Source organism: Flavobacterium amnicola (assembly GCF_004122165.1).
Taxonomy (GTDB): Bacteria; Bacteroidota; Bacteroidia; order Flavobacteriales; family Flavobacteriaceae; genus Flavobacterium; species Flavobacterium amnicola.
In genome coordinates, this window is record NZ_SBKO01000001.1 from 776,918 (window position 1) to 799,892 (window position 22,975).

Below are 22,975 nucleotides of genomic sequence, written 5' to 3' on the forward strand. Positions count from 1 at the left end.
AAAAGAGTTCCGAATTTCGGAACTCTTTTTTATTTGTCTTGAATCGCCTCTACAAACTTTTCAAAAAGACGGATGGTTTTCTCGTTGATTTCTTGATACGAAAGTTTGTCTTTGGTTTGATAGAAAAACATGATGGCGTAAGGCTGATTAAGGTGTTCCAAAAGGATGTGCTTGTTTAAACGGTAGGTTTCTCGTAACACCCGTTTAAAATAATTCCGATCTACAGCCTTTTTAAAGTATTTTTTAGAAACTGAAACCCCGAATTTAATCACCTCATCATTTTCCAACGCAATAGGCGCAAAAACCAATCGCAACGGGTATTTCGACACCGATTTTCCTTCCGAAAAAAGAAGATCGATGGCGGTTTTGCTTTTGAGCTTTTCGTGTTTGGGGTAGGTGTTCTTCATGGTTTACATTGAAGCCGCAAAAATACAAAAGATTACCTGATTCGATAGTATATTAATCTGCAATTAATAACCGGCTGCGCCTCCATCCGGACTTGAAGAATCGGAAACTCCAACATACACCTTAAAGGCTTCTAAATACGTGATACCCATGAGTTCCCCAAGAGTATCAATTTCTTGTAACTGATGTCCCATTTTTTCTAATGCCACTTTTGTATCGGGTGATAGGAGATTTTTTTCATAAACGATAGTATCGGGAAGCCACTGATGGTGTATTTTCATGGCTTCAATAGCTTTGTCAATAGGCATGTCGTACCCCAAAACATTCAGTACGGTTTGAAAAACAGTATTGATGATGGTTCTCCCTCCCGGCGAACCGATAATTAAATAGGGTTTGCCGTTTTTAGCAACAATGGTGGGTGACATGCTCGAAAGCATTCTTTTTTCGGGAGCAATTATGTTTGCTGCAGAACCTATTTGTCCGTCGGTTGTGGTGACACCAGGCACGGGGTTAAAGTCTCCCATTTCATTATTAAAAATAAACCCAAGTTTGTCGGAACCCATTTTAGACCCGTAAGAATCTTCCAAAGTATAGGTCATTGAAACCGCATTTCCATCTTTATCCACTACTGAAAAATGGGTAGTATTGTTGCCGTCGTATGATTGTCCAAATTTACTCGGATCGCTCACAGAAGCTTTATTTTTGTCGATATTTTTAAATCGCATCGCAGCAAATTCTTTGGAGATTAATTTCTCTATTGGAATGTTTTTATTAAAGTCAGGATCTCCTAAATGAGCCGCACGATCAGCAAAGGCTCTTCGCATGACTTCGGTTATTAAATGCACATATTTTGTCGAATTAAACGGAATGGAATCAAAATTAGCCAATTCCATCATGTTCATCATTTCGATTAAGGCAGTACCACCAGAACTTGGTGGCGGCATGGTATAAATTTCATAGCCTTTAAAAGTGCCTTTTATCGGTTTACGCTCAACGGCAATATACTTTTCCAGGTCTTTTTTGGTGATAATGCCTCCATTTTTTTTCATGAAATTTTCAATTTCGGCGGCCACTTCCCCTTTGTAAAAGCCATCTTGCCCTTTGTCGCGAATGAGTTCCAGGGTTTGGGCAAGTGCAGGTTGCTTCCACAATTCTCCGGGTTTGGTAATTTTTGCAGTGTCGCTTTTAAAATAATTCGCTAAAAATTCATTTGATTTATAGGTATCAGTATAGCTAAGAGCTTGAAAATACAAGCCCCATGGCATGGTGAAGCCTTTTTGAGCCAAATCGACAGCCGGTTGTACCAATTCTCGCCAAGGTAATTTCCCATATTTTTGATGTGCCAAATACAGGCCAGCTACAGTACCCGGCACTCCGATTGCTTTTGCACTATCGTGATTGCTGTTTTCGATTAATTTACCGTTACCATCTAAAAACATGTTGGGCGATGCAGCGAGTGGTGCTTTTTCTCGAAAATCGATGGTAGTTGCTTCGCCGGATGCTTTTCTAAAAACTAAAAAACCTCCTCCTCCGATATTGCCGGCTTCCGGATGGGTTACGGCTAGTGCAAAAGCAGTTGCAATACTTGCATCGATGGCATTTCCTCCTTTTTTGAGAATAGCGACACCCACTTGAGAAGCTACAGTATTGGAAGATACCACCATTCCGTTTTGACCATACGTCTGAGCAGTGCTTTGGAAAGGATTCCATAAAAGGATAAAGAAGTAAAACAGCAGTATTGTTTTTTTCATGATTGTTTTTTTAGTGTTGGTTGTTGCCGTTGTTTTAGTTTAGAGGGGTTTTGTAAATTTAATAAAAAAGGACTCAGCTGAGTCCTTTTATTATTTCTTAAAACTATTGTTTTCTCTATTTACATCGGCCATTAGACCGCTTGGGTCGATTTCAATGGATTTTATTTTTCCTTTTTCTTTGTTGATTTGAAACGAAAAAGTCGGATAGGCCCAATCCCAACCTTCTAAAACTGTTCTTTTAATACTAGGAAATTGATTCTCTTTTGTATAACGCATTAACGTATTCGGAATGTAAAAACTTTCAGCGCTTCCATCTTCATACAATACCGCAATATCCAGAGGCATAGGCGTGCGTCCTATTCGCTCCAATGTTACTTTTGTGGCAGTTACCAAGTCTTCAACATTTTTAATGCTGTAATCGATGGTATTTGTAGTTTTAGTCCAATCGCTTAAAAACCAATCCAAATTCGCCCCAGAAACTTTTTCGGCTGTGTGTTTGATGTCGGTAGGCGTTGGATGCGTGAATTTGTAGTCGGCATAATATCTTTTAATCGTTTTTAAAAGGTTTTCTTTACCGATTAGGTATTCCAACTGTGTTAAAAACAGATTTCCTTTGCTATAGGCTTGAATGCTGTACGGACGATTTTCATCGTATCGGTCGGCATGAGTGGCTTGTGACTGTTCTTTGCCAGATTTCACTAAGGCAACATAACTTTTATAAGAATCTTCGTGTGGATTGGCTATTTTTTTCTCGGCAATTTCATTTAAACCATGGTTTTCTAACCAAGTGGTGAAACCTTCATCCATCCAACTGTGTTTGGCTTCGTTACTGGCTAACACGTGCTGAAACCAAGAGTGTGCCATTTCGTGGGCAGTTACTCCTAAAAGGCCTTCAAATTCGCCTTCACCTAGGATTAAAGTACACATGGCATATTCCATTCCGCCATCGCCTCCTTGAATAACAGAATATTGTTTGTAGGGATACTTACCAACTGTGGAATTGTAAATTTCCATTAACTGAGCAGTTTTCGGTTGTAAGTTCTTCCAATTTTGAGCAAATGGTGCTTTGTCTTGGTATAGAAAATGTAAAGTGGTTCCGAAATTGGTTTTGTATACATCATGAATGTATTCTTTATCAGCAGCCCATGTAAAATCGTGCACATTGGGTGCGATAAAATGCCAAGTCAATGTTTTTTCTTTTTTAGGAATCACAACTTTAACGCCTTCGTCTTGGTAATTGTAGCCAATTTGATTTCCGTTTTGCAGGTAACCAGTTCCACCTAAAATGTATTTTTTATCGATGGTAATTTTCACCTCAAAATCGCCCCAAACTCCATGAAATTCACGGGCTATGTAAGGATCTGCTTGCCAACCATCTCCATCATATTCGGCCATTTTGGGATACCATTGTGCCATTGACAATTCAATCCCTTCTTTGTTGTTTCTTCCCGAACGACGAATTTGAACAGGCACTTGTCCGTCAAAATCCATCGTAAATGTAGTAGAAGCTTTAGGCAACAAAGGATTTGCCAAATCGACTTCCAATATGGTGCTCACTCGCTTATTGTTGACAGGATTTCCGTCTTGTTTTAAATTACTGACATATAAATACCCGATTTCATTTGGTTTTAAAGCTGCAATTCGGCTAACGCGAACCTCTTTTCCATCCACTTTTTTCTTGGTTGCCATTCGTGCATCTGGGTCTTTGATCGACTGAATTCGGGCATCCATTGGGCTGTTGGGTTGGAAGGCATTATTGTATAAGTGAAAATACACTCTTTTTAGTGTATCGGGAGAATTGTTAGTATAAATTAGGGTTTGTTTTCCTTTATACTGATAGGTTTTTACATCCATCGACACCTCCATTTTATAATCCACTTTTTGTTGCCAATAGCCTGGATTTGGATTGTTTTGTGCCAATACTGTAAACGGAAGCAGTAACAAAAGATACTTTCTCATAGTCATAAAATAAAAAAAGGAAGGGATTGATTTCCCTTCCCAATATACATAAATTTCAAGAATTATTTTTTAGCTAATTTTTCAGCTAGAATAAGTGCGTTGTACGCATTTACAATTTTTCCAGATTTTGATATTTTGTTTAGGGTGGTTGCCTCTCCACTTTCTCCAGCTAAGGTAAAAGTGTTGTTTAAAAGCGTTCCAGAATCCATAATAATATGTTTTACCTGTGAAGCCGTTAATGTAGGGTAAAAAGCACGAATTAACGCTGCAACACCTGCTACATTTGGAGAAGCCATAGAGGTTCCTGCAAGGTATTCGTAAGTGTTATTGGGCGTAGTAGCATAAATTTTTACACCAGGAGCAAAGACATCCACATTTTGCAAACCGTAGTTAGAAAAATCGGCCATTATTTTTGAACCATACTCATAATTTAAAGCGCCAACGGTTATTACATTGTCTGCAAATTCAGGACCTTTCAGTTCTGCATCGTTTGGAAAGTTAGGAGCAACATCAATATTTTTAGCGTCATTACCTGCAGCATGTACAAATAATACATCTTTAGATTCGGCATATTTGATAGCATCATACACCCATTGTCTGTTTGGTGAATACGATTTACCAAAACTTCCGTTGATGACTTTAGCACCATTATCAGCAGCATAACGAATAGCCAACGCAATATCTTTATCATATTCGTCTCCGTTTGGTACAGCGCGTAAGGCCATAATTTGAACATAATCAGATGCTACACCATCACCACCTTTGCCATTTTTTCTGGCTTGAGCAATAATTCCCGCTACGTGAGTTCCGTGTTTTCCTGTTTCTTTTTTAGGTCCCATAACGTTACCATTACCATATTTTTTATCGTTAATATCGTTTGGATTGTCTCCTACAACTTTTCGCGCATTAAATTCGGTGTTCAGATTATAGTTTAAATTTTCAAAAATATAGTCCTTGTATTCTTGCATTTCTGCATCAAATTTTTCTTTGGTACCCGCTTGGGCTAGTATTTGAGACATGATGTTTTGCGATTGCAATAAACCTTGATCAGTGGTTTGAATGGCTTTCACTTCTGCTAGTGTATAATTGGTTTTCTTTAAATGTTCCGAAATGGATTTATCGGCATTAAGAATCATATCCAACTGCTGTTTTTGAGGCTCTAATTCGGCTTTTTTCTGAGTTAATTCGGCCAAAGCATTTTCATATTGAATCGATCCATCGTTTCCTTTTTTAACGATACGTGTCATTTCTAACTGCTCGTTTTCCGAATCACCTAGAAAATTCCAACCATTAACATCGTCTACATAACCATTATTGTCATCATCTTTTTTATTTCCAGCAATCTCTTTTGGATTTTTCCAAATCGAAGCTTTCAAATCTTCATGTTCGATGTCAATTCCAGAATCGACAACCGCTAAAATAATTTTGTTGGCTTTTTTACCTTTTAAAACTTCAGCATAAGCGCGATCAACACTCATTCCAGGAACGGTATCCTTAACAAGGTCTAAATGACTCCAACGTTGTAAATCTTTTTCTGCTAAAGGGGTCGTTTTTAAAGGCATTTGATCAACTTTTGCCGGATCAACACTTACAATTCCTTTTGGCGCACTACAACTGGCAATCATCATTGCAATAGTTCCCGTAAAAGTTATGGTTTTTAAAATTCTCATTTTTTATTAGTTTTAAAGGTGTAAATATCTGATTTATCTCAACAAATGTAACTATTTTAACATTAGATTAATACATCTTCACAGCGGAAAACTTCTTTTAAACGAATGCCTTTTTCCGTTTTTTCTACGGTGATAATTTGGTTGTGAGCATCGTGTTCGAGCCATAAATAATAATTATTTTCGGCGGCGGTATTTAAGAATTTTGCTTTTTCTGGTAAAGTTAAGAGCGGACGCGTATCATATCCCATTACGTAAGGTAAAGGCAGATGCCCTGCAGTCGGTATTAAATCGGCACAAAAAACGATGGTTTTGTCTTTGTATTGAAGGTGCGGAATCATCATTTTTTCGGTATGACCATCCACATAGAAAATTCCAAAATCCATTTCTTTAGAAACACCAAAATCCGAATCGGGACGATTAATGAATTTCAATTGTCCACTTTCTTGCATGGGTAAGATATTTTCCGACAAAAAAGAGGCCTTTTCGCGGGCATTGGGTTGTGTTGCCCATTCCCAATGATTGTCATTCGTCCAAAAAGTAGCATTTTTAAACGCGACTTCGTAACCTGTTTTGTCTTTGTTCCAATTCACACTTCCACCACTATGATCAAAATGCAAATGTGTTAGGAATACATCAGTCACATCATCGCGGTGAAAACCATACTTCGCTAAAGATTTGTCTAGAGAATCATCGCCCCAAAGCGAATAATAGCCAAAAAATTTATCGGATTGTTTGTTGCCCATTCCGGTATCAATCAAAATTAAACGATTGCCTTCTTCTACTAACATACAGCGAGCTGCGATGTCAATCAGGTTGTTTTCATCGGCGGGATTGGTTTTGTGCCATATCGTTTTAGGAACCACGCCAAACATTGCTCCACCATCTAGTTTGAAGTTTCCGGCTTCAATAGGATATATTTTCATATATGTAAAATTTATTTTTTTAAGGGCATATATGGTATCGCTTTTTATTTATAGGTGGTTGTTTGCAACAACCGTATTGTAAATAGCGATTTCATTTCTCGAATTATTTGGATAAAGTTATTCTTTTATTTTTTGAAATAAAAAAGTAAGCTTTTGATTGTCAATTGTATTGTGTTTCCCTGATTTGATCCGTTTTTGGATTTCTTTAATTCGCTCGTCGGTTACAGGATGTGAGCTTAAAAACTCAGGGATATCAATGGTTTCTTCTTCTTTTAAACGTGTAAATAGTTTTGTCATTCCTTCTGGATTCAAGTTGTTTTTAATCAAAACGGTATAGCCATCATTGTCGGCTTCGGTTTCAAATTTTCTGGAGAACGAAAGATTATTCAAACTATTTACATTATCCCCAATTATAGCCATAACTCCGTTAGCATCTCCTAAAATAGCCGATATGAATAAATAGCCTGATAGATTGCGACACAGCATTTTCATTGAATGTCGGTTGTTGACATGTGACGATTCATGACCAAGTAAACCTGCAAGTTCTTCTGTTGATTGCAAGGCGTTTAAAATTCCTGTAAACACCACAATATTTCCATCAGGTAACGCATAGGCATTGACAATATCCGAATTGACCACTGTAAATTTTAATTTTTTCTTGTTGTTCAATTTCAATTCGGAAGCAAATTGATTTAATGTTTTTGTTTTTGATGAATCAATTTTATTCAGCAACATCTCTTCATTAAATGCTAACTGTCCTATTTCGTTATCATAACTTTCGGGAATAATAGTAACTGCTTTTTCGGCCACCCAAGGCAAAACATAAACATAGGATAATCCAATAAGCGCTAGAAGTGAGATAGCAATTAAAAGGTGGTTCATAAAACCAAGATTCACCAAACCATCATACCAATGTTGGTGTCCTTTCGATTTAAGAATGGGGTAGGTTTTCTTGATAAAATCAGCATCTGAAATAAAAATTTGCTGAATAGGATCGTTACCATGTTCGCAAATTAAATTATTGTTGTTTTTACTGAATTTGATCGCTGTATTTTTCCAAACTATTTTTTGTTGACCGTTTTCAAAGGATAATTTATCTTGCTTAATATCAAGAAAGACCTCAATGTTTTGAGGCACTGAAGTCTTTCCGTCATAAAATCTTGCTGTGGTTTTAAATAGCATGTCTTATAATACAAAATCCATATCCAAAGCGTCTTCTAAATCTTCGCCTGTAGCATCGTTATAGTTCGCTTCTGTTTGAGTGATGGTATCTAGGCATAAATTCCCTTCTAATTCAATATTCGATAAAAAATATTTCATATTTCTAGTAAATGCCCAGGAGTAACCAAGTCCTAATGTAAAAATAACAATAAAAAAGTTTACGATGCTCAGTTTTAAAAAGCCACCACCTGTTACTTTCGATCGAAATTCTAGATTTTCTTTGCCTTTGTGTACACTTAAATTGTTCACGTAGTATTCAAATAATTCTTTCTGCCACCAAAAAATATAAATTCCTAAGGTAAAAATGGTTAAAAAATAGTTTTTCAAGTTCATCACAAAATATTCACCACCATCACCTTCGTATTCAAACTCAGTGTTGCCAAATCGGATGTTTCCTAAAAGATATCTTCTTAAATTAATAGTCATCCAAGAACCATAAATTCCCAAAGTAATAATCGTTAAACCTATATTTTTAAAAAATTCTAGTGTGAATTCCTTTCGGTCTCCTCGATATCCAAAACGAATTCCTCTCCAAGAAGTTCTTGACATACGATATCTGTAAGCCCCGTGGATAGCAATAGGGAAAATAGCCAAAAAACCTAGATAAAATAAGATAAGTCCCATACCTGGCATTTCAAGATACAGAAATAAAAATAGGACTCCATATAAGGCTGCAAAAATTAGAAGCGCTTTTATAAATCCTTTAAACATTTCTTTACCAGTACCATGAAAAGCAAAAGGCTCATCGTTTAAAGTGGTGTTGCTGTATAAATATTGCAATCTTTTGGCTTTAGCCCAAGGATAATAAAAACCAAGAGTAACCGCAGTTAGTAACCAGTTTACAATTGTAATTCCAAAAAGATCTTCTCCTTTTCCTTTATAATCAAGTTCGTAGTTTTTTAATTCAGACACAGAATTTTCCATAAAAGTTAAATTTGTTGGGTTTTATAGTTCGTCGGCAAGATATTAATAATTTTTTTCTATGAAAAGATTAGTTATAAAAATGTTACTAATTATGAAAAAGGTTTTTTATGTCATATCTTTGCCGTTTAATAGAGTTAATTTAGACAAAATCAAAATAAGCAATGATAAAAGTTTCAGAATCAGCAAGTAAGAAAATTGTCGATATGATGAAAGACGATGGTTTTGACCCTACTAACGATTACGTAAGAGTGGGAGTGAAGAGCGGAGGATGTTCAGGCTTGTCTTATGAACTAAAATTCGACAAAGAAATTGGCGAAAACGACAAGGTTTTCGAAGATAATCACGTAAAAATTGCCGTTGAGAAAAAATCGTTTTTATACTTAGTAGGAACTGTTTTGGAATTTTCAGGCGGATTGAACGGGAAAGGGTTTGTTTTTAATAACCCGAATGCGAATAGAACTTGTGGTTGCGGAGAGTCATTCTCGTTATAAAAAAATATAGCTGACAGGTTTAACAAATCTAGTCAAGTTTCAAAACTAAAAAAATGTCAAAATATACAGAAGACGATTTAAAAGTCGAACTCGAAAACAAAGAATACGAATACGGATTTTACACCGAATTACAATCGGAAACCTTTCCTATTGGCTTAAATGAAGATATTGTTCGTGCTATTTCTTTGAAAAAAGAAGAACCACAATGGATGACTGATTGGCGTTTGGAAGCTTTCCGCGCTTGGCAGGAAATGGAAGAACCAGAATGGGCAAATGTGCAGTATCAAAAACCGGATTTTCAAGCTATCGCTTACTATTCGGCACCCAAAAAAGCAGATCCAAACAAAACCTTAGACGATGTCGATTCGGAATTGTTGGAAATGTATAAAAAGCTAGGAATTTCTATCGATGAACAAAAGAAAATGAACAATATCGCTATGGATATTGTGGTCGATTCTGTTTCGGTAGCGACAACTTTCAAAAAAACATTGGCGGAAAAAGGAATTATCTTTTGTCCAATTTCGGAAGCGATTAAAGAACATCCCGAATTGGTTCAAAAATACATTGGTTCGGTTGTGCCACAAAAAGACAATTTTTATGCGGCTTTAAATTCGGCGGTTTTCTCTGATGGATCCTTCTGTTACATTCCGAAAGGAGTGAAATGTCCCATGGAATTGTCGACCTATTTCCGTATCAATCAAGGTGGAACTGGTCAGTTTGAGCGTACGTTAGTAATTGCCGATGAAGGCAGTTATGTTTCCTATTTGGAAGGTTGTACCGCGCCAAGTCGTGATGAAAATCAATTGCATGCTGCAGTAGTAGAACTTATTGCGCTTGACGATGCCGAAATCAAATATTCAACGGTACAAAATTGGTACCCTGGAAATAAAGAAGGGAAAGGTGGGGTGTTTAACTTTGTGACCAAAAGAGGGTTGTGCGAGAAAAACGCCAAAATTTCGTGGACACAAGTAGAAACGGGTTCTGCTGTAACCTGGAAATATCCTTCATGTATTTTAAAAGGGGATAACTCGATTGGAGAATTCTATTCGATTGCCGTAACTAACAATTTCCAACAAGCCGATACTGGAACGAAAATGATTCATTTGGGTAAAAACACCAAATCGACCATTATTTCTAAAGGTATCTCAGCCGGAAAATCACAAAACAGTTATAGAGGTTTAGTACAAATTAGTTCCCGTGCCGAAAATGCGCGTAACTTCTCGCAATGTGACTCGTTGTTAATGGGTAACAATTGTGGGGCGCATACTTTCCCATATATCGAATCTAAGAATACGTCGGCTAAAATCGAACACGAGGCCACGACTTCCAAAATTGGGGAAGACCAGGTGTTTTATTGCAACCAACGTGGTATTCCAACTGAAAAAGCAATTGCGCTTATCGTAAACGGATTCAGCAAAGAAGTATTGAATAAATTACCGATGGAATTTGCTGTAGAGGCTCAAAAATTATTGGAAATTTCTTTAGAAGGCTCGGTGGGATAATGAGTAATAAGGTAATCATCGTCGGTTCGTCACGTAAAAACGGGAATACTACTAGAATTATTGAAGCGGTTGCTTCTCAATTTGAGATTGATGTGGTAAACTTAAGTGATCACAATTTCTCTTATTACGATTATGAAAGTACGAACAGAAATGATGATTTTTTGCCTTTGATAAAAGGAATTATTGAAAAATACGATACCCTAATTTTTGCCACACCTATTTACTGGTACAGCATGAGTGGTATTATGAAAGTCTTTTTTGATCGTTTTTCAGATTTGATACGCATCGAAAAAGAATGGGGAAGAAAATTAAGAGGAAAAAAAATGGCGGTGATATCCAATTCACACGATTTTGAAAGCGAATTGGATTACAATTTTTACATTCCGTTTGTAAAATCTGCCGAGTATTTAGGAATGGATTATCTGGGAAGTAAGCATTTTAATGCCGATATACCCGAAGAAACACAAAATATAGAATTAGCTTTCTTATAAAATAAAGGACAATGTTATCAATTAAAAATTTGCATGCTTCTGTAGAAGACAAAAAAAGATTGAATAAATTAACAATTGAAGTTTCATTAGAAGGAAGTGTTGGATAAGAAGTTATATATGGAATTTATAAATAAGTATTTTTCTAAAAAAGTTTTCCTAAGATCATCATTTTGCTTATTGGCATATTTAATTTTTGGGATAGCTTCAAATTGGTATATTGAACATCAATTTCAAAATGATTATTATTCAGATTCCAGAATGAATTTTGGGACAGTAATCGGTTTAATTAATGCAGCATTACTTTTTTCGGCGGTTTTCTTTTTCTATAAGGATTTTAAAAAAGTATATCAGTCAATTGAGTTTAAAGAGATAGTGAATATAGGGGTAATCATTTATGTTTCATTATGCCTTATAAAGTTTATCATATTGGGTGTTTATGATGGTTTTGAATTTTCATCTTTTTTCATAGACGTTTTCACGGAAGATATCTTTTATCTTTTTATTCTCGCCATAATAGTTTTCACAATTGCAATTAATATAATGGCGATGTGGAAAATTTTTGAAAAAGCGGGTGAAAAAGGATGGGCCTCAATAGTTCCGATTTATAACATCATCGTGATGCTAAAAATAACTCAAAAACCTGACTGGTGGTTTTTATTGTTCCTTATTCCATTTGTGAATATTGTTATGTCAATTTTAGTGACCAATGCGTTATCTAAGAAATTTGGGAAGTATGATACTTTTGTGTTTGGCTTGATTTTACTACCATTTATATATTATCCGATATTAGGATTTGGAGATGATGAATACGGGTTTGATTAAAAAAATAAAATAAATTAGAATGTTACAAATAAAAAATTTACACGCTTCTGTTGAAGATAAGGAAATATTAAAAGGGATTAACCTGGAAATAAAAGCAGGAGAAGTTCATGCGATTATGGGACCCAACGGTGCTGGAAAATCGACGTTGTCTTCTATCATTGCTGGAAATGAAAACTACGAAGTATCGGAAGGAGAAATCTTTTTGGATGGAGAAGAAATTTCAGAATTGGCTCCTGAAGAACGAGCACACAAAGGAATCTTTCTTTCGTTTCAATACCCTGTAGAAATTCCGGGTGTTTCGGTAACGAACTTTATCAAAACAGCCATCAACGAAAGTCGTAAAGCCAATGGTAAAGAAGAAATGCCGGCGAACGAAATGTTGAAATTAATCCGTGAGAAATCCGAATTATTGGAAATGGATCGTAAGTTTTTATCTCGTTCTTTAAACGAAGGTTTTTCGGGTGGTGAAAAGAAACGTAATGAAATCTTCCAAATGGCAATGTTAGAGCCTAAAATCGCAATTTTGGACGAAACCGATTCTGGTTTGGATATCGATGCGTTACGTATTGTTGCCAATGGTGTAAATAAATTAAAAAATGAAAGCAATGCGGTCTTAGTCATTACGCACTACCAACGTTTGCTAGATTATATCGTTCCTGATTTCGTTCACGTATTAATGGACGGAAAAATTGTAAAATCGGGAGATGCTTCTTTGGCTTTAGAGTTAGAAGAAAGAGGATACGATTGGATTAAACAAGAACAAGAGGTATAAAAATGGAGTTGAAAGAAAAATTAATCTCGTCATTCATGGCCTTCGAGGAGAAAATTGATACCACATCAGAACTTCACGAAGTACGAAACAATGCCATCAAGAATTTTGAAGCAAAAGGCTTTCCTACTAAAAAAGAAGAAGCTTGGAAATATACCTCGCTAAATGCTATTCTGAAAAATGACTTTAGCGTATTCCCAAAGAAAGAAAATACCATCGAGTTTAAAGAAGTAAAAAAGTTCTTCTTACACGAAATCGACACTTATAAAGTGGTTTTTATTGACGGTATATTCAGTTCATTTTTGTCTTCTACGACACATGACGGATTGGATGTTTGTTTGATGTCATCGGCATTAACCAAGCCCAAATATAAAATGGTTATCGATACCTATTTTAATCAAATTGCGAATACAGAAGACAGTTTGACCTCGTTAAACACGGCCTTTTCATTAGAAGGAGCCTACATCAATATTCCGAAAAGCAAAGTGGTGGAAAAACCTATTGAAATTATCTATTTTTCGACAGGTGTAGAAAATGCGTTAATGGTGCAACCGCGTAATCTGATTGTGGTGAATGAAAATGCCCACGTTCAAATTGTGGAGCGTCATCATAGCTTGAATGAAAACCCAGTGTTGACCAATTCGGTTACAGAAGTTTTTGCTCAAAAACGTGCGATAGTCGATTATTATAAAATTCAAAACGACGTGCAAACGGCCAATTTAATTGACAATACCTACATTGCTCAAAAACAAGAAAGCCATGTTTCGGTGCACACCTTTTCGTTTGGTGGAAATATTACCAGAAACAATCTGAACTTCTACCACCAAGGCGAACGTATCGATTCTACCTTAAAAGGAATTACCATTATTGCTGACAAACAGCACGTTGATCACTATACTTTGGTACAACATGCCACACCAAATTGCGAAAGCCATCAGAATTATAAAACGATTTTGGATGGAAATGCTACTGGTGTATTCAACGGTAAGATTTTCGTAGAAAAGGAAGCACAAAAAACCGACGCTTTTCAGCAAAATAATAATATTTTGTTGAGTGATAAGGCGACGATCAATGCCAAACCGCAATTGGAAATTTTTGCAGACGATGTAAAATGTTCCCACGGATGTACCATTGGTCAGTTGGATGACAGCGCGATGTTCTACATGCAACAACGTGGTATTCCGAAGAAAGAAGCCAAAGCCTTATTAATGTATGCTTTTACCAGTGAAGTGACAGCGAGTATTAAAATACCAGAATTAAAAGCGAAAATCGCCCGAATCATTGCCGAAAAATTAGGAGTGAAAATGGGATTTGATTTGTAAGATATGAACCGCCAATTGGCGGTTTATTTATTTATTATACTTGCTTCCCAACCTTTTTGTTTAAATGATCATCTTACAATTAAAACCATAATCAATATATATTTTGAAAAAAGCAATTTTCCTTTTCTTCATCTGTCTTTCAAATTTTCTTTTTTCTCAAGTAAAAAAGGATAGTGTTTATGCCAAGCGAGTTAATTTGTTAAACACTAACTATAAAGATTTTGTCGCTATTGATAAATTCGTTTACGTCATTACAAAAGGAGATAGTTTGGTGGTATTTGATTTAGAGAAAGAGAAAGTAAAATTTCTTCAGAAAGACATTACGGCTTTAGCTAAAACATCAAAAGGAGAATTAGTCATTGCTGAAAAACAAGGTAGTATTTTTAAAAGAACAAAAAGTGGTAAACTTATTAAAAAAGATACTGTTGAAGGAAGTGTATTTAAAATTTTAATTGACAAAAATGATAATTTGGTTGTAGTTTCAAAGTTTAACATACGTTTTAAAAACCAAAACTTTGTTCCAGACAAAAAATCAAAAATGTATAATCAGATTGGTAAAGCAATTAAAGCAAAATATCTGATTCCTATGGATGTTGTTTTTTTAGATAAAGAACAAAGAGTTTGGTTTGGTTATGATGCAGGAGAATGGGGAGGAACACTTTGTTTTTTTGATTTAAATTCTAAAGAATTTTATTCAGATGAAAGCTTGTCGTCCCTATATGATGATAAATATGATGTATGGGAACATAATTCTTCAAAATTGTTTAAAGAGTTTCCTGAAAAAATGAAAATAATTGGAAATGATACTCTAATTAAATTTCCTCACAACCTTGACATATCTAATATAAAAGGGGTTGCTCAAAATGAAAAAGGAGATATTTTTATTTCAGAAAGTTTAATGCATTTTTCTTTTTCGTCTAAATTGGTTAAAATGAATAAAACTTTAGGGAAAGACTTTTATAAAAGTGTTGATTTGTCCGATGTTTTAGAGCACAAAGTTTACAAAGATACCATAAGGAATTATTATGATACCTCAGGTGAAATAAAAACATTTACTCTAGCTGGATATAAAGAATCATTAGAGTATTTAGGAGGAGTTACTTTTAATCCTTACGACAAGCATATTTATTATTATACAAACAATGGTTTTTGGAAATTTATTGAAAAAGTAGATGGTTGCTCTAAAGAATTTGTTTTCAAACCTTGGATAATTTGGACTCCAGGATTAGCAAATTCTGTAGGTTATCAAATGAATGTAATTAAATTCGAATTCATCGGAGAAAAAGAGATAGTGTTTTTATCATCAAACAATGGGATTGGTTATTTTGATGGTAAATCTGTCACATATTTCAAATAACACATTACTTCACACTTGCTAATACTTCTTTTACCAAGGCATTCAAATCAATATGTCCTGTTCCTAAACGTACAATCACCATTTCGTGTGACGGTATTACGAAAACGCGTTGTCCCTGAAAACCATCCGCGTAATAAATGTCTTTGGGACAATCGGGCATTTTAGCTCCGGCATTTAGCCAAAATTGTGCCCCGTATTGTTTGTCGGAAGTAGGAGTAGGCGTCGCCACATATTTCGACCAAGTGGGGTCAAACAGTTGTTCGCCGTTCCAATTCCCATTGTGGAGGTATAATAAGCCAAATTTGGCCCAGTCGCGAGCGTTAGCCCAGGCATAAGAAGACCCAATATAATTGCCTTCCAAATCGGCTTCCACTAACATCGAGTGCATCCCGATTTTGTCAATCAAAGCACTGTACCAAAAATCCAAATATTCTTGATGTGTTTTAAATTGTTGGCGAAGAATTCCTGATAATAAATTGGTAGTTCCTGAAGAATAATTCCACGTAGCATTTGGTTTTCCTACCAGAGGTTTGTTGATTTGTGATTTTGACATGTCGCTTTCTTGAAACAACATTTTGGTCACATCCGATATTTTTCCGTAATCCTCGTCCCATTCCAAACCAGAATTCATTTGTAATAAATTGTGTAGGGTAATGTTTTTACGTTCATCTTTTTGCCACTCGGCAATTGGGGCTGGTTGCGTAACCTTCAGTTGGCCTTGTTTTTGTAAAATGCCAAATAGTGTAGCCGTAATACTTTTAGTCATTGACCAACCCAACAAACGGGAATCTTTAGTAAATCCGGGAGCATATTTTTCACCAATAATTTTGTCTTTATACACTACTACAATTCCACGACTTGTTTTTTTACCTTCAATATTGGCTTCAAATGCTTGGTGTAAGGCGGCGTCAATTCGTTTGTAATCCACATTCGTAAAAGTGGGTTTTTCGGCTTCGCCATCGCCATAAGGAAACGGAATGTTTTTGTTTAGGGTAAAATTCCTTTTCGGAACATCATAAGGTTTGGAAGCATCATAATCTGCATTGATCAATACGGCACCTAAGCCTTCACGGTAAATGGCACGACGGGTCTTTAATCCGTAAACAGAAGCTTCTGCAAATTTTTCTTTTTCGTTGATTTCGTTTTTGGCCAAATCAATCAAATCGATGTCGTTATCTCCTTTTTCAATCACTCCTAACGAACGGTTGTCTAAAAAATGCGCCGATGCCACACTTTTAGAAGCGAATCCTGAAATAAGGTCCAATTTTGGATACGTTTCGAATCCGTAATAAATAATTCCAGCCAACACGACTAAACCAAGAAAACGAAAAGCTTTTTTCATAGAAACAGAATATTTACTGCAATTTATATATTTGCCACGAATACACGAATGAATTCTATAGAAATTATTCGTTAAACGATAAGAACATAAAAAGAATTATTAAATTATTCGTGTATTCGTGGCTATTTATCTACTTTTGTGTTTAGAATTTTTCTAAATAGCAAAATGTTAGATATCCAAAAAATACGTGCTGATTTTCCTATACTTACTCAAAAAGTAAATGGAAAACCCTTGATATATTTCGATAATGGTGCGACTTCTCAAAAACCCAGAGTAGTTATTGATGCGATTACCAAATACTACGAAGAAATTAATGCCAATATTCATAGAGGCGTACATACGTTGAGTCAGTTGGCTACCGATGCCTATGAAGCTTCTCGTGAAAAAATACAAAAACATATTAATGCTCAGTATCTCCATGAAGTTATTTTTACTTCGGGAACCACTCAAGGTATTAATTTAGTGACCAATGGTTTCGCTTCGTTATTAAAAGAGGGTGATGAGGTAATGGTTTCGGCTTTAGAACACCACAGTAATATTGTGCCTTGGCAAATGTTGTGCGAAAAAACAGGCGCCAAACTAATAGTCATTCCAATGAATGAAAAAGGAGAGTTAATCCTGTCGGAATACGACCGATTGCTATCTAATAAAACTAAAATTGTTGCGGTTAATCACATTTCCAACGCGTTGGGAACCATTAATCCAATCGAATACATGATTGAAAAAGCGCACCAAGTAGGCGCTGCTATTTTAATTGATGGTGCTCAGGCTACGCCGCATTTAAAACCGGATGTGCAAGCCTTAGATTGTGATTTCTATGTATTCTCTGGACATAAAATTTGTGGACCCACTGGTGTGGGGATTTTATATGGGAAAGAAGCCTGGTTAAATAAACTTCCGCCTTATATGGGTGGCGGTGAAATGATTAAAGAAGTGACTTTCGAAAAGACAACCTACGCCGAATTGCCTCATAAATTTGAAGCAGGAACGCCTAATATTGCCGATGGAATTGTATTGGGAACGGCCATCGATTATTTGAATGCAGTAGGTTTTGAAAACATTCAACAACAAGAAAAAGAGTTGTTAGCGCATGCCACTAAAAGATTACTGGAAATAGAAGGCTTAAAAATATATGGAACTTCTGAGAAGAAGACTTCTGTCATTTCTTTCAATATCGAAGGCATACATCCCTATGATATTGGCACGATTATAGATAAATTAGGGATAGCGGTTCGCACAGGACATCATTGTGCACAACCTATTATGAATTATTTCAATATTCCAGGTACAGTTCGCGCCAGTTTTTCGTTCTATAATACCAAAGAAGAAATTGATATATTTGTAGAAGCCGTTAAAAAAGCAAAAATGATGCTTTCTTAATTTAAAAATTAAAACTATGAAATCGACGCTATTGACCCTGTTTTCTGTCCTTGTATTGTTAACGTCTTGTAAGTGTAAAAAAGCTTCGAGCGATGAAACCACTGCGCCTATGATGACAAATGTGGAAGCTTCAACACTTCCAACCAATGTAGAAACTAATACGAAAGAACAAATCGGAACACTTTTAGAATATTCGGCAAACACCAGGGGCTACCATTTGAGAATAAAATGGGATGGAGCACAATTAGCCTTTACCAACCAGCGTGATTCGGAAGAATTTACCAAAATTACTTTGACAAATGCGCAATCGGACGAGTTAAAAGGTTTGATTAAAAACCTTCCATTAGATAAATTGGCTAGTTTGAAAGCACCGACCGAAAAACGTCAATATGATGGTGCACCTCATGCCGATATGCGTGTAGTTGTGGATGGGAAAGAATACAATTCGGCAGGTTTTGATCATGGATTTCCGCCTGCAGAAATTGAAAAATTAGTAAAAAAATTGGTTTCTTATACCGAACAGAAATAAGAAAAACAAAATGACAATTAAAGAAATACAAGATTCCATAGTAGACGAATTTTCGATGTTCGACGACTGGATGGAACGTTACGAATACATTATCGAGTTAGGGAAATCACTTCCGCTAATTAATGAAGAATACAAAACGGAAGACAATATTATCAAGGGATGCCAATCGAAAGTATGGGTACATGCTGAAGAAAAAGACGGAAATATTGTGTTTACAGCCGATAGTGATGCGATTTTAACCAAAGGAATCATCGGAATTTTAATTCGCACTTTTTCCAATCAATCCCCACAAGCGATTTTGGATGCGAATACCGATTTTATAGATGAAATTGGATTAAAAGAACATTTGTCACCTACTCGTGCTAACGGTTTGGTATCTATGATTAAAAAAATAAAAATGTACGCTTTGGCTTTTCAAGCGAAAGGATAATTAATAAAACAGAGATTGCTTCGCAAGCTCGCAATGACAAAGAAAATGGAAGAATTTAACGATACAATCAATTTAGGAGAAGAAGTAGTAAAGGTGTTAAAAACGATTTACGATCCTGAAATTCCTGTCGATATTTACGAATTGGGATTGATTTATGATGTTTTTGTCAATGAAGATTTTGATGTAAAAATTTTGATGACCTTGACATCACCAAACTGCCCCGTAGCGGAAACGCTACCTAAAGAAGTAGAAGAAAAAATCAAAAAAATCGGAGAAGTAAAAGGTTGTGAAGTCGAAATTACCTTCGATCCGCCCTGGTCTAAAGATTTAATGAGCGAAGAAGCCAAACTAGAATTAGGAATGCTTTAATTTTTTAATGAAAGTTCCAAAATTAACCGAAAATCGGTTAGAAACTCAAAGATTAATCCTAATCCCATATAATTTAGAGCTCTGTCACAATCTGATAAAAAATAATTTTGATGATGTGTTCCAAATGGGATTGAAAAAAGGGATAGGTTGGCCAGATGAGGACGTCATTGAAACACTACCCAGAATCATTAACAACCTTTCTAAAGTAGAAGCGCCGACTGGTTTTGAATCTTGGATGATCATTAAAAAAGAGACTTCAGAGATTATAGGTGATTTGGGCTTTAAAGGCTTTAATTATGAAAAGCAGAGCGTCGATATTGGCTATGGGATCATAAAAGAAGAAAGAGGTAAAGGATTTGCTGAAGAAGCCGTCCGAGAAATGATTCGTTGGGCATTTTCAATTGAAATGGTACAAGAAATAACTGCGCAGTGTTTGTTCGAAAATAGTGCCTCGATAAACTTGTTGCAGAAATTTTGTTTTGCAGAAATACATAAAGAAACTGCGATGGTTTATTGGTCTTTATCGAAAAATAATTACATTGCATTAAGCTGATTAAAAATGGAAGAAATTGTAAATAAAGTTGCGAATTCGGTACTTGAGGTTTTCGATTTAGAAGACTATTATCAAGAAGGTATTCGTACATCTATTGATATTTCACAATGGCTGATAGAAGGTTTTCTGTTGAAAGAAAAAGACTTTCGTGAAGCACTTAAAAACTATAATTGGCAACAATACCAAGGACATTATGTAGCTATAAATTGTACTACCGATGCTATTTTGCCTGCTTGGGCTTCCATTTTAGTAGCTTCTTATGTTGCTCCTTTTTCAAAAAAAGTGGTTTTAGGAAACCCTACTGATTTGGAAACCTCGATATACCAAGACGAAATGGCTAAAATTGACTTTTCACAGTACCAAGATAAGCCTGTTATCTTAAAAGGTTGTTCTAAAAAGCCAGTTCCAGAATCGGCCTATATTTTTGCCATTGAAAAATTGCAACAATATGCGAAGAGCATTATGTATGGAGAAGCGTGCTCTGCAGTACCCCTCTATAAATCAAAAAAATAAGAAAAATTTTCATAAATTTGAGTGAACTTAAAAACTCAAACGCTATGAAAAGGTTAATTATAGTGAGCTCACTTTTATTTGTGACTGCTTTTTCTTTTGCTCAAAAGACCGAAAAAGAATTGATAAACATAACTTCTGCAACTGAAGCAAAAGCAAAAGACACCACCAATATGGGTTGGAAACGTGCTGGAAATTTTGTATTTCTTTTTAATCAATCCGCATTCAACAATGATTGGCGCGCTGGTGGAACATCCAATATGGCTGGTAATATAGGATTGAATTACGATTTCAATTATAAAACTCCCGAGATGATTTGGGATAATAAATTTATTATCGCATACGGTTTGAATAAATTAAAAGGAGCCGATGTTCAAAAAACAGATGACCGATTAGAATTGACGTCCTTGTTAGGAAAAAAAGCTTCCGGATATTGGTTTTATTCTGCTTTCGTAAATTTTAAAACACAAATGGATAGCGGTAACGATGCAACGGGTGCTAAGATATCCCATTTCTTTTCACCTGCTTATTTACAAGCGGGACCTGGTATGTTATGGAAGAAAAGTGATAACCTTAAAGTGAATTTTGCTCCTGCGACATCTCGTTTGATTCTTGTTCATCCTCATTTTACACAATTAAATGCAGCATTTGGCGTAGAGCAAGGCGAATCTTCTCGATTTGAATTTGGTGCTGGAATTCAGGGGTATTATAAGTTTAGTGTGATGGAAAACATTTCTTGGGAAAATATTTTGAATTTATACTCCAATTATCTAGACAAACCACAAAATGTCGATATCGATTACCAAGCAAATTTAGTTATGAAAGTGAACAAGTATATTTCCACCAATATTTCGTTTCAAGCCATTTATGATGACAATGCAGTCGGTGCCTTTCAAATTAGAGAAGTATTCGGTTTAGGAGTTAATTATACTTTTTAAGGGTTTTAAAAAAAAATGTTGCCTTCGAGAACCTCAGGCAACATTTTTTTATTCCTCTTTTTCGATAGCATCTTCGAAATCCGGATATAAAAATTTGTTATACGGAAATCGAGTAATGTGAATTTGTCGTACTGATTCGTATACTTTCTTGCGGAATTCTTCAAAGTTTTCTTTTTCGGTGGCCGAAATAAATAAAGCATTGTCTTCTCCAAGTTTACTCATCCAGGTTTGTTTCCACTCTTCTAAAGTATAGTGTTTGGTCGTTTTTTCGGTCATTAAATCATCTGGATCAATGGTAAGATGTTTGTACGCATCTATTTTATTAAAAACCATAATGGTCGGCTTATCCGCACTTTTAATGTCTTGTAAAATTTGATTTACCGAAGCGATATGATCTTCAAACTCGGGATGTGAAATATCTACTACATGAAGTAATAAATCGGCTTCGCGCACTTCGTCTAAGGTACTTTTGAAAGAATCTACCAATTGAGTGGGTAATTTTCTAATAAATCCTACGGTATCCGACAATAAAAAAGGAAGGTTTTTGATGACTACTTTTCGAACTGTGGTGTCAAGAGTTGCAAACAATTTGTTTTCTACAAACACTTCGCTTTTCCCAACTGCATTCATTAAAGTCGATTTTCCCACATTGGTATAACCAACAAGAGCCACGCGAACCATAGCGCCCCGATTACTTCGCTGAATCGACTGCTGTTTGTCGATTACTTTTATTTTTTCTTTCAATAAAGAGATTCTGTCACGAACTATACGGCGGTCGGTTTCAATTTCTGTTTCTCCAGGACCACGCATTCCAATACCCCCTCGTTGACGCTCCAAATGCGTCCACATTCCTGATAAACGGGGTAGTAAATATTGACATTGTGCGAGTTCCACCTGTGTTCTTGCATAAGAAGTTTCGGCACGTTGCGCAAAAATATCAAGAATAAGATTGGTTCGGTCTAACACCTTACAATCCAGCTCACGAGTAATGTTTTTTTGCTGTGAAGGAGTAAGTTCATCATCAAAAATTACTGTTGTTATTTGGTTTTCGGCGATATAGGTTTTGATGTCTTCCAGTTTTCCAGTTCCTACGAAAGTCTTCGGATTGGGTTTGTCCATTTTTTGTGAAAAACGTTTTACCACTTCACCGCCAGCCGTAAAAGTTAAAAATTCTAACTCGTCAAGGTATTCATTAAGTTTTTCTTCACTTTGTTGTTGGGTTACAATTCCAACGACAATTGTTTTTTCAAAATTATGTTCTACTTTTTCTAACATATTGCTTTTATGAATGGCAAATTTACAGAATAAAAGACGCAT

General features: G+C 35.7%; 23 protein-coding genes. 14 read left to right on the forward strand and 9 right to left on the reverse strand.

Annotated elements, in window-relative coordinates; all coding sequences use genetic code 11:
* Positions 1-29 precede the first annotated feature (29 nt).
* The 7 genes from rnpA to EQG63_RS03515 all read right to left on the reverse strand — a co-directional run bounded on the left by rnpA (position 30) and on the right by EQG63_RS03515 (position 8,853).
* The gene (rnpA, locus tag EQG63_RS03485; RefSeq protein ID WP_129434471.1) at positions 30-407 is read right to left on the reverse strand and encodes a ribonuclease P protein component; all 378 of its coding nucleotides are present in this window, start codon (positions 405-407) and stop codon (positions 30-32) included.
* Positions 408-470: 63 nt separating this feature from the next.
* Positions 471-2,156 (reverse strand): gamma-glutamyltransferase, encoded by a 1,686-nt coding sequence (gene ggt, locus EQG63_RS03490; RefSeq protein WP_129434473.1) that lies wholly within the window; start codon positions 2,154-2,156, stop codon positions 471-473.
* 90 nt (positions 2,157-2,246) lie between these two features.
* Positions 2,247-4,115: a M1 family metallopeptidase gene (locus tag EQG63_RS03495; RefSeq protein WP_129434475.1), complete on the reverse strand. Its 1,869-nt coding sequence runs from the start codon at positions 4,113-4,115 to the stop codon at positions 2,247-2,249.
* A gap of 62 nt (positions 4,116-4,177) precedes the next feature.
* Positions 4,178-5,785, reverse strand: coding sequence for a S8 family peptidase (locus EQG63_RS03500; protein ID WP_129434477.1), 1,608 nt, complete (start codon positions 5,783-5,785; stop codon positions 4,178-4,180).
* 62 nt (positions 5,786-5,847) lie between these two features.
* Positions 5,848-6,708: an MBL fold metallo-hydrolase gene (locus EQG63_RS03505; RefSeq protein ID WP_129434479.1), complete on the reverse strand. Its 861-nt coding sequence runs from the start codon at positions 6,706-6,708 to the stop codon at positions 5,848-5,850.
* A 117-nt stretch (positions 6,709-6,825) separates the two neighbouring features.
* On the reverse strand, positions 6,826-7,890 hold the full coding sequence (locus tag EQG63_RS03510; RefSeq protein ID WP_129434481.1) for a M48 family metallopeptidase: 1,065 nt from the start codon (positions 7,888-7,890) through the stop codon (positions 6,826-6,828).
* A 3-nt stretch (positions 7,891-7,893) separates the two neighbouring features.
* The gene (locus EQG63_RS03515) at positions 7,894-8,853 is read right to left on the reverse strand and encodes a YjgN family protein (RefSeq protein WP_129434483.1); all 960 of its coding nucleotides are present in this window, start codon (positions 8,851-8,853) and stop codon (positions 7,894-7,896) included.
* Positions 8,854-9,014: 161 nt separating this feature from the next.
* On the opposite strand from EQG63_RS03515, the gene EQG63_RS03520 reads away from it, so the two are divergent.
* The 7 genes from EQG63_RS03520 (at position 9,015) to EQG63_RS03550 (ending at position 15,607) form a co-directional block, all read left to right on the forward strand.
* Positions 9,015-9,344 (forward strand): HesB/IscA family protein, encoded by a 330-nt coding sequence (locus tag EQG63_RS03520; protein ID WP_129434485.1) that lies wholly within the window; start codon positions 9,015-9,017, stop codon positions 9,342-9,344.
* A 53-nt stretch (positions 9,345-9,397) separates the two neighbouring features.
* Positions 9,398-10,846 carry a Fe-S cluster assembly protein SufB gene (gene sufB, locus EQG63_RS03525; RefSeq protein ID WP_129434487.1) on the forward strand — a complete coding sequence of 483 codons (1,449 nt, stop codon included), beginning with the start codon at positions 9,398-9,400 and terminating at the stop codon, positions 10,844-10,846.
* Positions 10,846-11,337 carry a flavodoxin family protein gene (locus tag EQG63_RS03530; protein WP_235827804.1) on the forward strand — a complete coding sequence of 164 codons (492 nt, stop codon included), beginning with the start codon at positions 10,846-10,848 and terminating at the stop codon, positions 11,335-11,337. The genes sufB and EQG63_RS03530 overlap by 1 nt, the downstream gene beginning before the upstream one ends.
* Before the next feature lie 117 nt (positions 11,338-11,454).
* The gene (locus EQG63_RS12325) at positions 11,455-12,159 is read left to right on the forward strand and encodes a DUF5684 domain-containing protein (protein ID WP_206733253.1); all 705 of its coding nucleotides are present in this window, start codon (positions 11,455-11,457) and stop codon (positions 12,157-12,159) included.
* A gap of 19 nt (positions 12,160-12,178) precedes the next feature.
* Complete coding sequence (sufC, locus tag EQG63_RS03540; protein WP_129434491.1) at positions 12,179-12,931, forward strand: Fe-S cluster assembly ATPase SufC; 753 nt, start codon at positions 12,179-12,181, stop codon at positions 12,929-12,931.
* A gap of 2 nt (positions 12,932-12,933) precedes the next feature.
* Positions 12,934-14,250 (forward strand): Fe-S cluster assembly protein SufD, encoded by a 1,317-nt coding sequence (gene sufD / locus EQG63_RS03545; RefSeq protein WP_129434493.1) that lies wholly within the window; start codon positions 12,934-12,936, stop codon positions 14,248-14,250.
* 271 nt (positions 14,251-14,521) lie between these two features.
* On the forward strand, positions 14,522-15,607 hold the full coding sequence (locus tag EQG63_RS03550; protein WP_129434495.1) for a hypothetical protein: 1,086 nt from the start codon (positions 14,522-14,524) through the stop codon (positions 15,605-15,607).
* 4 nt (positions 15,608-15,611) lie between these two features.
* Here EQG63_RS03550 and EQG63_RS03555 read toward each other — a convergent pair whose 3' ends face one another.
* The gene (locus tag EQG63_RS03555; RefSeq protein WP_129434497.1) at positions 15,612-16,949 is read right to left on the reverse strand and encodes a serine hydrolase domain-containing protein; all 1,338 of its coding nucleotides are present in this window, start codon (positions 16,947-16,949) and stop codon (positions 15,612-15,614) included.
* Positions 16,950-17,114: 165 nt separating this feature from the next.
* Between EQG63_RS03555 and EQG63_RS03560 the strand changes: the two genes are divergently transcribed.
* The 7 genes from EQG63_RS03560 to EQG63_RS03590 are packed head-to-tail and all read left to right on the forward strand — an operon-like array spanning position 17,115 to position 21,658.
* Entirely contained in the window at positions 17,115-18,329 is a 1,215-nt protein-coding gene (locus EQG63_RS03560; protein WP_129434499.1) for an aminotransferase class V-fold PLP-dependent enzyme, read from the forward strand.
* 16 nt (positions 18,330-18,345) lie between these two features.
* Positions 18,346-18,858 carry a hypothetical protein gene (locus EQG63_RS03565; RefSeq protein WP_129434500.1) on the forward strand — a complete coding sequence of 171 codons (513 nt, stop codon included), beginning with the start codon at positions 18,346-18,348 and terminating at the stop codon, positions 18,856-18,858.
* A 10-nt stretch (positions 18,859-18,868) separates the two neighbouring features.
* Entirely contained in the window at positions 18,869-19,288 is a 420-nt protein-coding gene (locus EQG63_RS03570; RefSeq protein ID WP_129434502.1) for a SufE family protein, read from the forward strand.
* 45 nt (positions 19,289-19,333) lie between these two features.
* The gene (locus EQG63_RS03575) at positions 19,334-19,657 is read left to right on the forward strand and encodes an SUF system Fe-S cluster assembly protein (RefSeq protein ID WP_129434504.1); all 324 of its coding nucleotides are present in this window, start codon (positions 19,334-19,336) and stop codon (positions 19,655-19,657) included.
* 7 nt (positions 19,658-19,664) lie between these two features.
* The gene (locus EQG63_RS03580) at positions 19,665-20,210 is read left to right on the forward strand and encodes a GNAT family N-acetyltransferase (RefSeq protein WP_129434506.1); all 546 of its coding nucleotides are present in this window, start codon (positions 19,665-19,667) and stop codon (positions 20,208-20,210) included.
* A gap of 6 nt (positions 20,211-20,216) precedes the next feature.
* Complete coding sequence (locus tag EQG63_RS03585; protein ID WP_129434508.1) at positions 20,217-20,723, forward strand: DUF2480 family protein; 507 nt, start codon at positions 20,217-20,219, stop codon at positions 20,721-20,723.
* Positions 20,724-20,767: 44 nt separating this feature from the next.
* A complete protein-coding gene (locus tag EQG63_RS03590; RefSeq protein WP_129434510.1) occupies positions 20,768-21,658 on the forward strand; it encodes a DUF3078 domain-containing protein in 891 nt (296 codons plus the stop codon).
* Between the two features lie 48 nt (positions 21,659-21,706).
* On the opposite strand, the gene hflX is transcribed toward EQG63_RS03590, so the two are convergent.
* Positions 21,707-22,933 carry a GTPase HflX gene (gene hflX / locus EQG63_RS03595; RefSeq protein ID WP_129435272.1) on the reverse strand — a complete coding sequence of 409 codons (1,227 nt, stop codon included), beginning with the start codon at positions 22,931-22,933 and terminating at the stop codon, positions 21,707-21,709.
* Positions 22,934-22,975 lie beyond the last annotated feature (42 nt).

Bases quoted from the DNA above. Each gene is read 5' to 3' on its own strand.
- rnpA (WP_129434471.1), bottom strand. From the start codon at position 407: ATGAAGAACACCTACCCCAAACACGAAAAGCTCAAAAGCAAAACCGCC.
- ggt (WP_129434473.1), bottom strand. From the start codon at position 2,156: ATGAAAAAAACAATACTGCTGTTTTACTTCTTTATCCTTTTATGGAAT.
- EQG63_RS03495 (WP_129434475.1), bottom strand. From the start codon at position 4,115: ATGAGAAAGTATCTTTTGTTACTGCTTCCGTTTACAGTATTGGCACAA.
- EQG63_RS03500 (WP_129434477.1), bottom strand. From the start codon at position 5,785: ATGAGAATTTTAAAAACCATAACTTTTACGGGAACTATTGCAATGATG.
- EQG63_RS03505 (WP_129434479.1), bottom strand. From the start codon at position 6,708: ATGAAAATATATCCTATTGAAGCCGGAAACTTCAAACTAGATGGTGGA.
- EQG63_RS03510 (WP_129434481.1), bottom strand. From the start codon at position 7,890: ATGCTATTTAAAACCACAGCAAGATTTTATGACGGAAAGACTTCAGTG.
- EQG63_RS03515 (WP_129434483.1), bottom strand. From the start codon at position 8,853: ATGGAAAATTCTGTGTCTGAATTAAAAAACTACGAACTTGATTATAAA.
- EQG63_RS03520 (WP_129434485.1), top strand. From the start codon at position 9,015: ATGATAAAAGTTTCAGAATCAGCAAGTAAGAAAATTGTCGATATGATG.
- sufB (WP_129434487.1), top strand. From the start codon at position 9,398: ATGTCAAAATATACAGAAGACGATTTAAAAGTCGAACTCGAAAACAAA.
- EQG63_RS03530 (WP_235827804.1), top strand. From the start codon at position 10,846: ATGAGTAATAAGGTAATCATCGTCGGTTCGTCACGTAAAAACGGGAAT.
- EQG63_RS12325 (WP_206733253.1), top strand. From the start codon at position 11,455: ATGGAATTTATAAATAAGTATTTTTCTAAAAAAGTTTTCCTAAGATCA.
- sufC (WP_129434491.1), top strand. From the start codon at position 12,179: ATGTTACAAATAAAAAATTTACACGCTTCTGTTGAAGATAAGGAAATA.
- sufD (WP_129434493.1), top strand. From the start codon at position 12,934: ATGGAGTTGAAAGAAAAATTAATCTCGTCATTCATGGCCTTCGAGGAG.
- EQG63_RS03555 (WP_129434497.1), bottom strand. From the start codon at position 16,949: ATGAAAAAAGCTTTTCGTTTTCTTGGTTTAGTCGTGTTGGCTGGAATT.
- EQG63_RS03560 (WP_129434499.1), top strand. From the start codon at position 17,115: ATGTTAGATATCCAAAAAATACGTGCTGATTTTCCTATACTTACTCAA.
- EQG63_RS03565 (WP_129434500.1), top strand. From the start codon at position 18,346: ATGAAATCGACGCTATTGACCCTGTTTTCTGTCCTTGTATTGTTAACG.
- EQG63_RS03570 (WP_129434502.1), top strand. From the start codon at position 18,869: ATGACAATTAAAGAAATACAAGATTCCATAGTAGACGAATTTTCGATG.
- EQG63_RS03575 (WP_129434504.1), top strand. From the start codon at position 19,334: ATGGAAGAATTTAACGATACAATCAATTTAGGAGAAGAAGTAGTAAAG.
- EQG63_RS03580 (WP_129434506.1), top strand. From the start codon at position 19,665: ATGAAAGTTCCAAAATTAACCGAAAATCGGTTAGAAACTCAAAGATTA.
- EQG63_RS03585 (WP_129434508.1), top strand. From the start codon at position 20,217: ATGGAAGAAATTGTAAATAAAGTTGCGAATTCGGTACTTGAGGTTTTC.
- EQG63_RS03590 (WP_129434510.1), top strand. From the start codon at position 20,768: ATGAAAAGGTTAATTATAGTGAGCTCACTTTTATTTGTGACTGCTTTT.
- hflX (WP_129435272.1), bottom strand. From the start codon at position 22,933: ATGTTAGAAAAAGTAGAACATAATTTTGAAAAAACAATTGTCGTTGGA.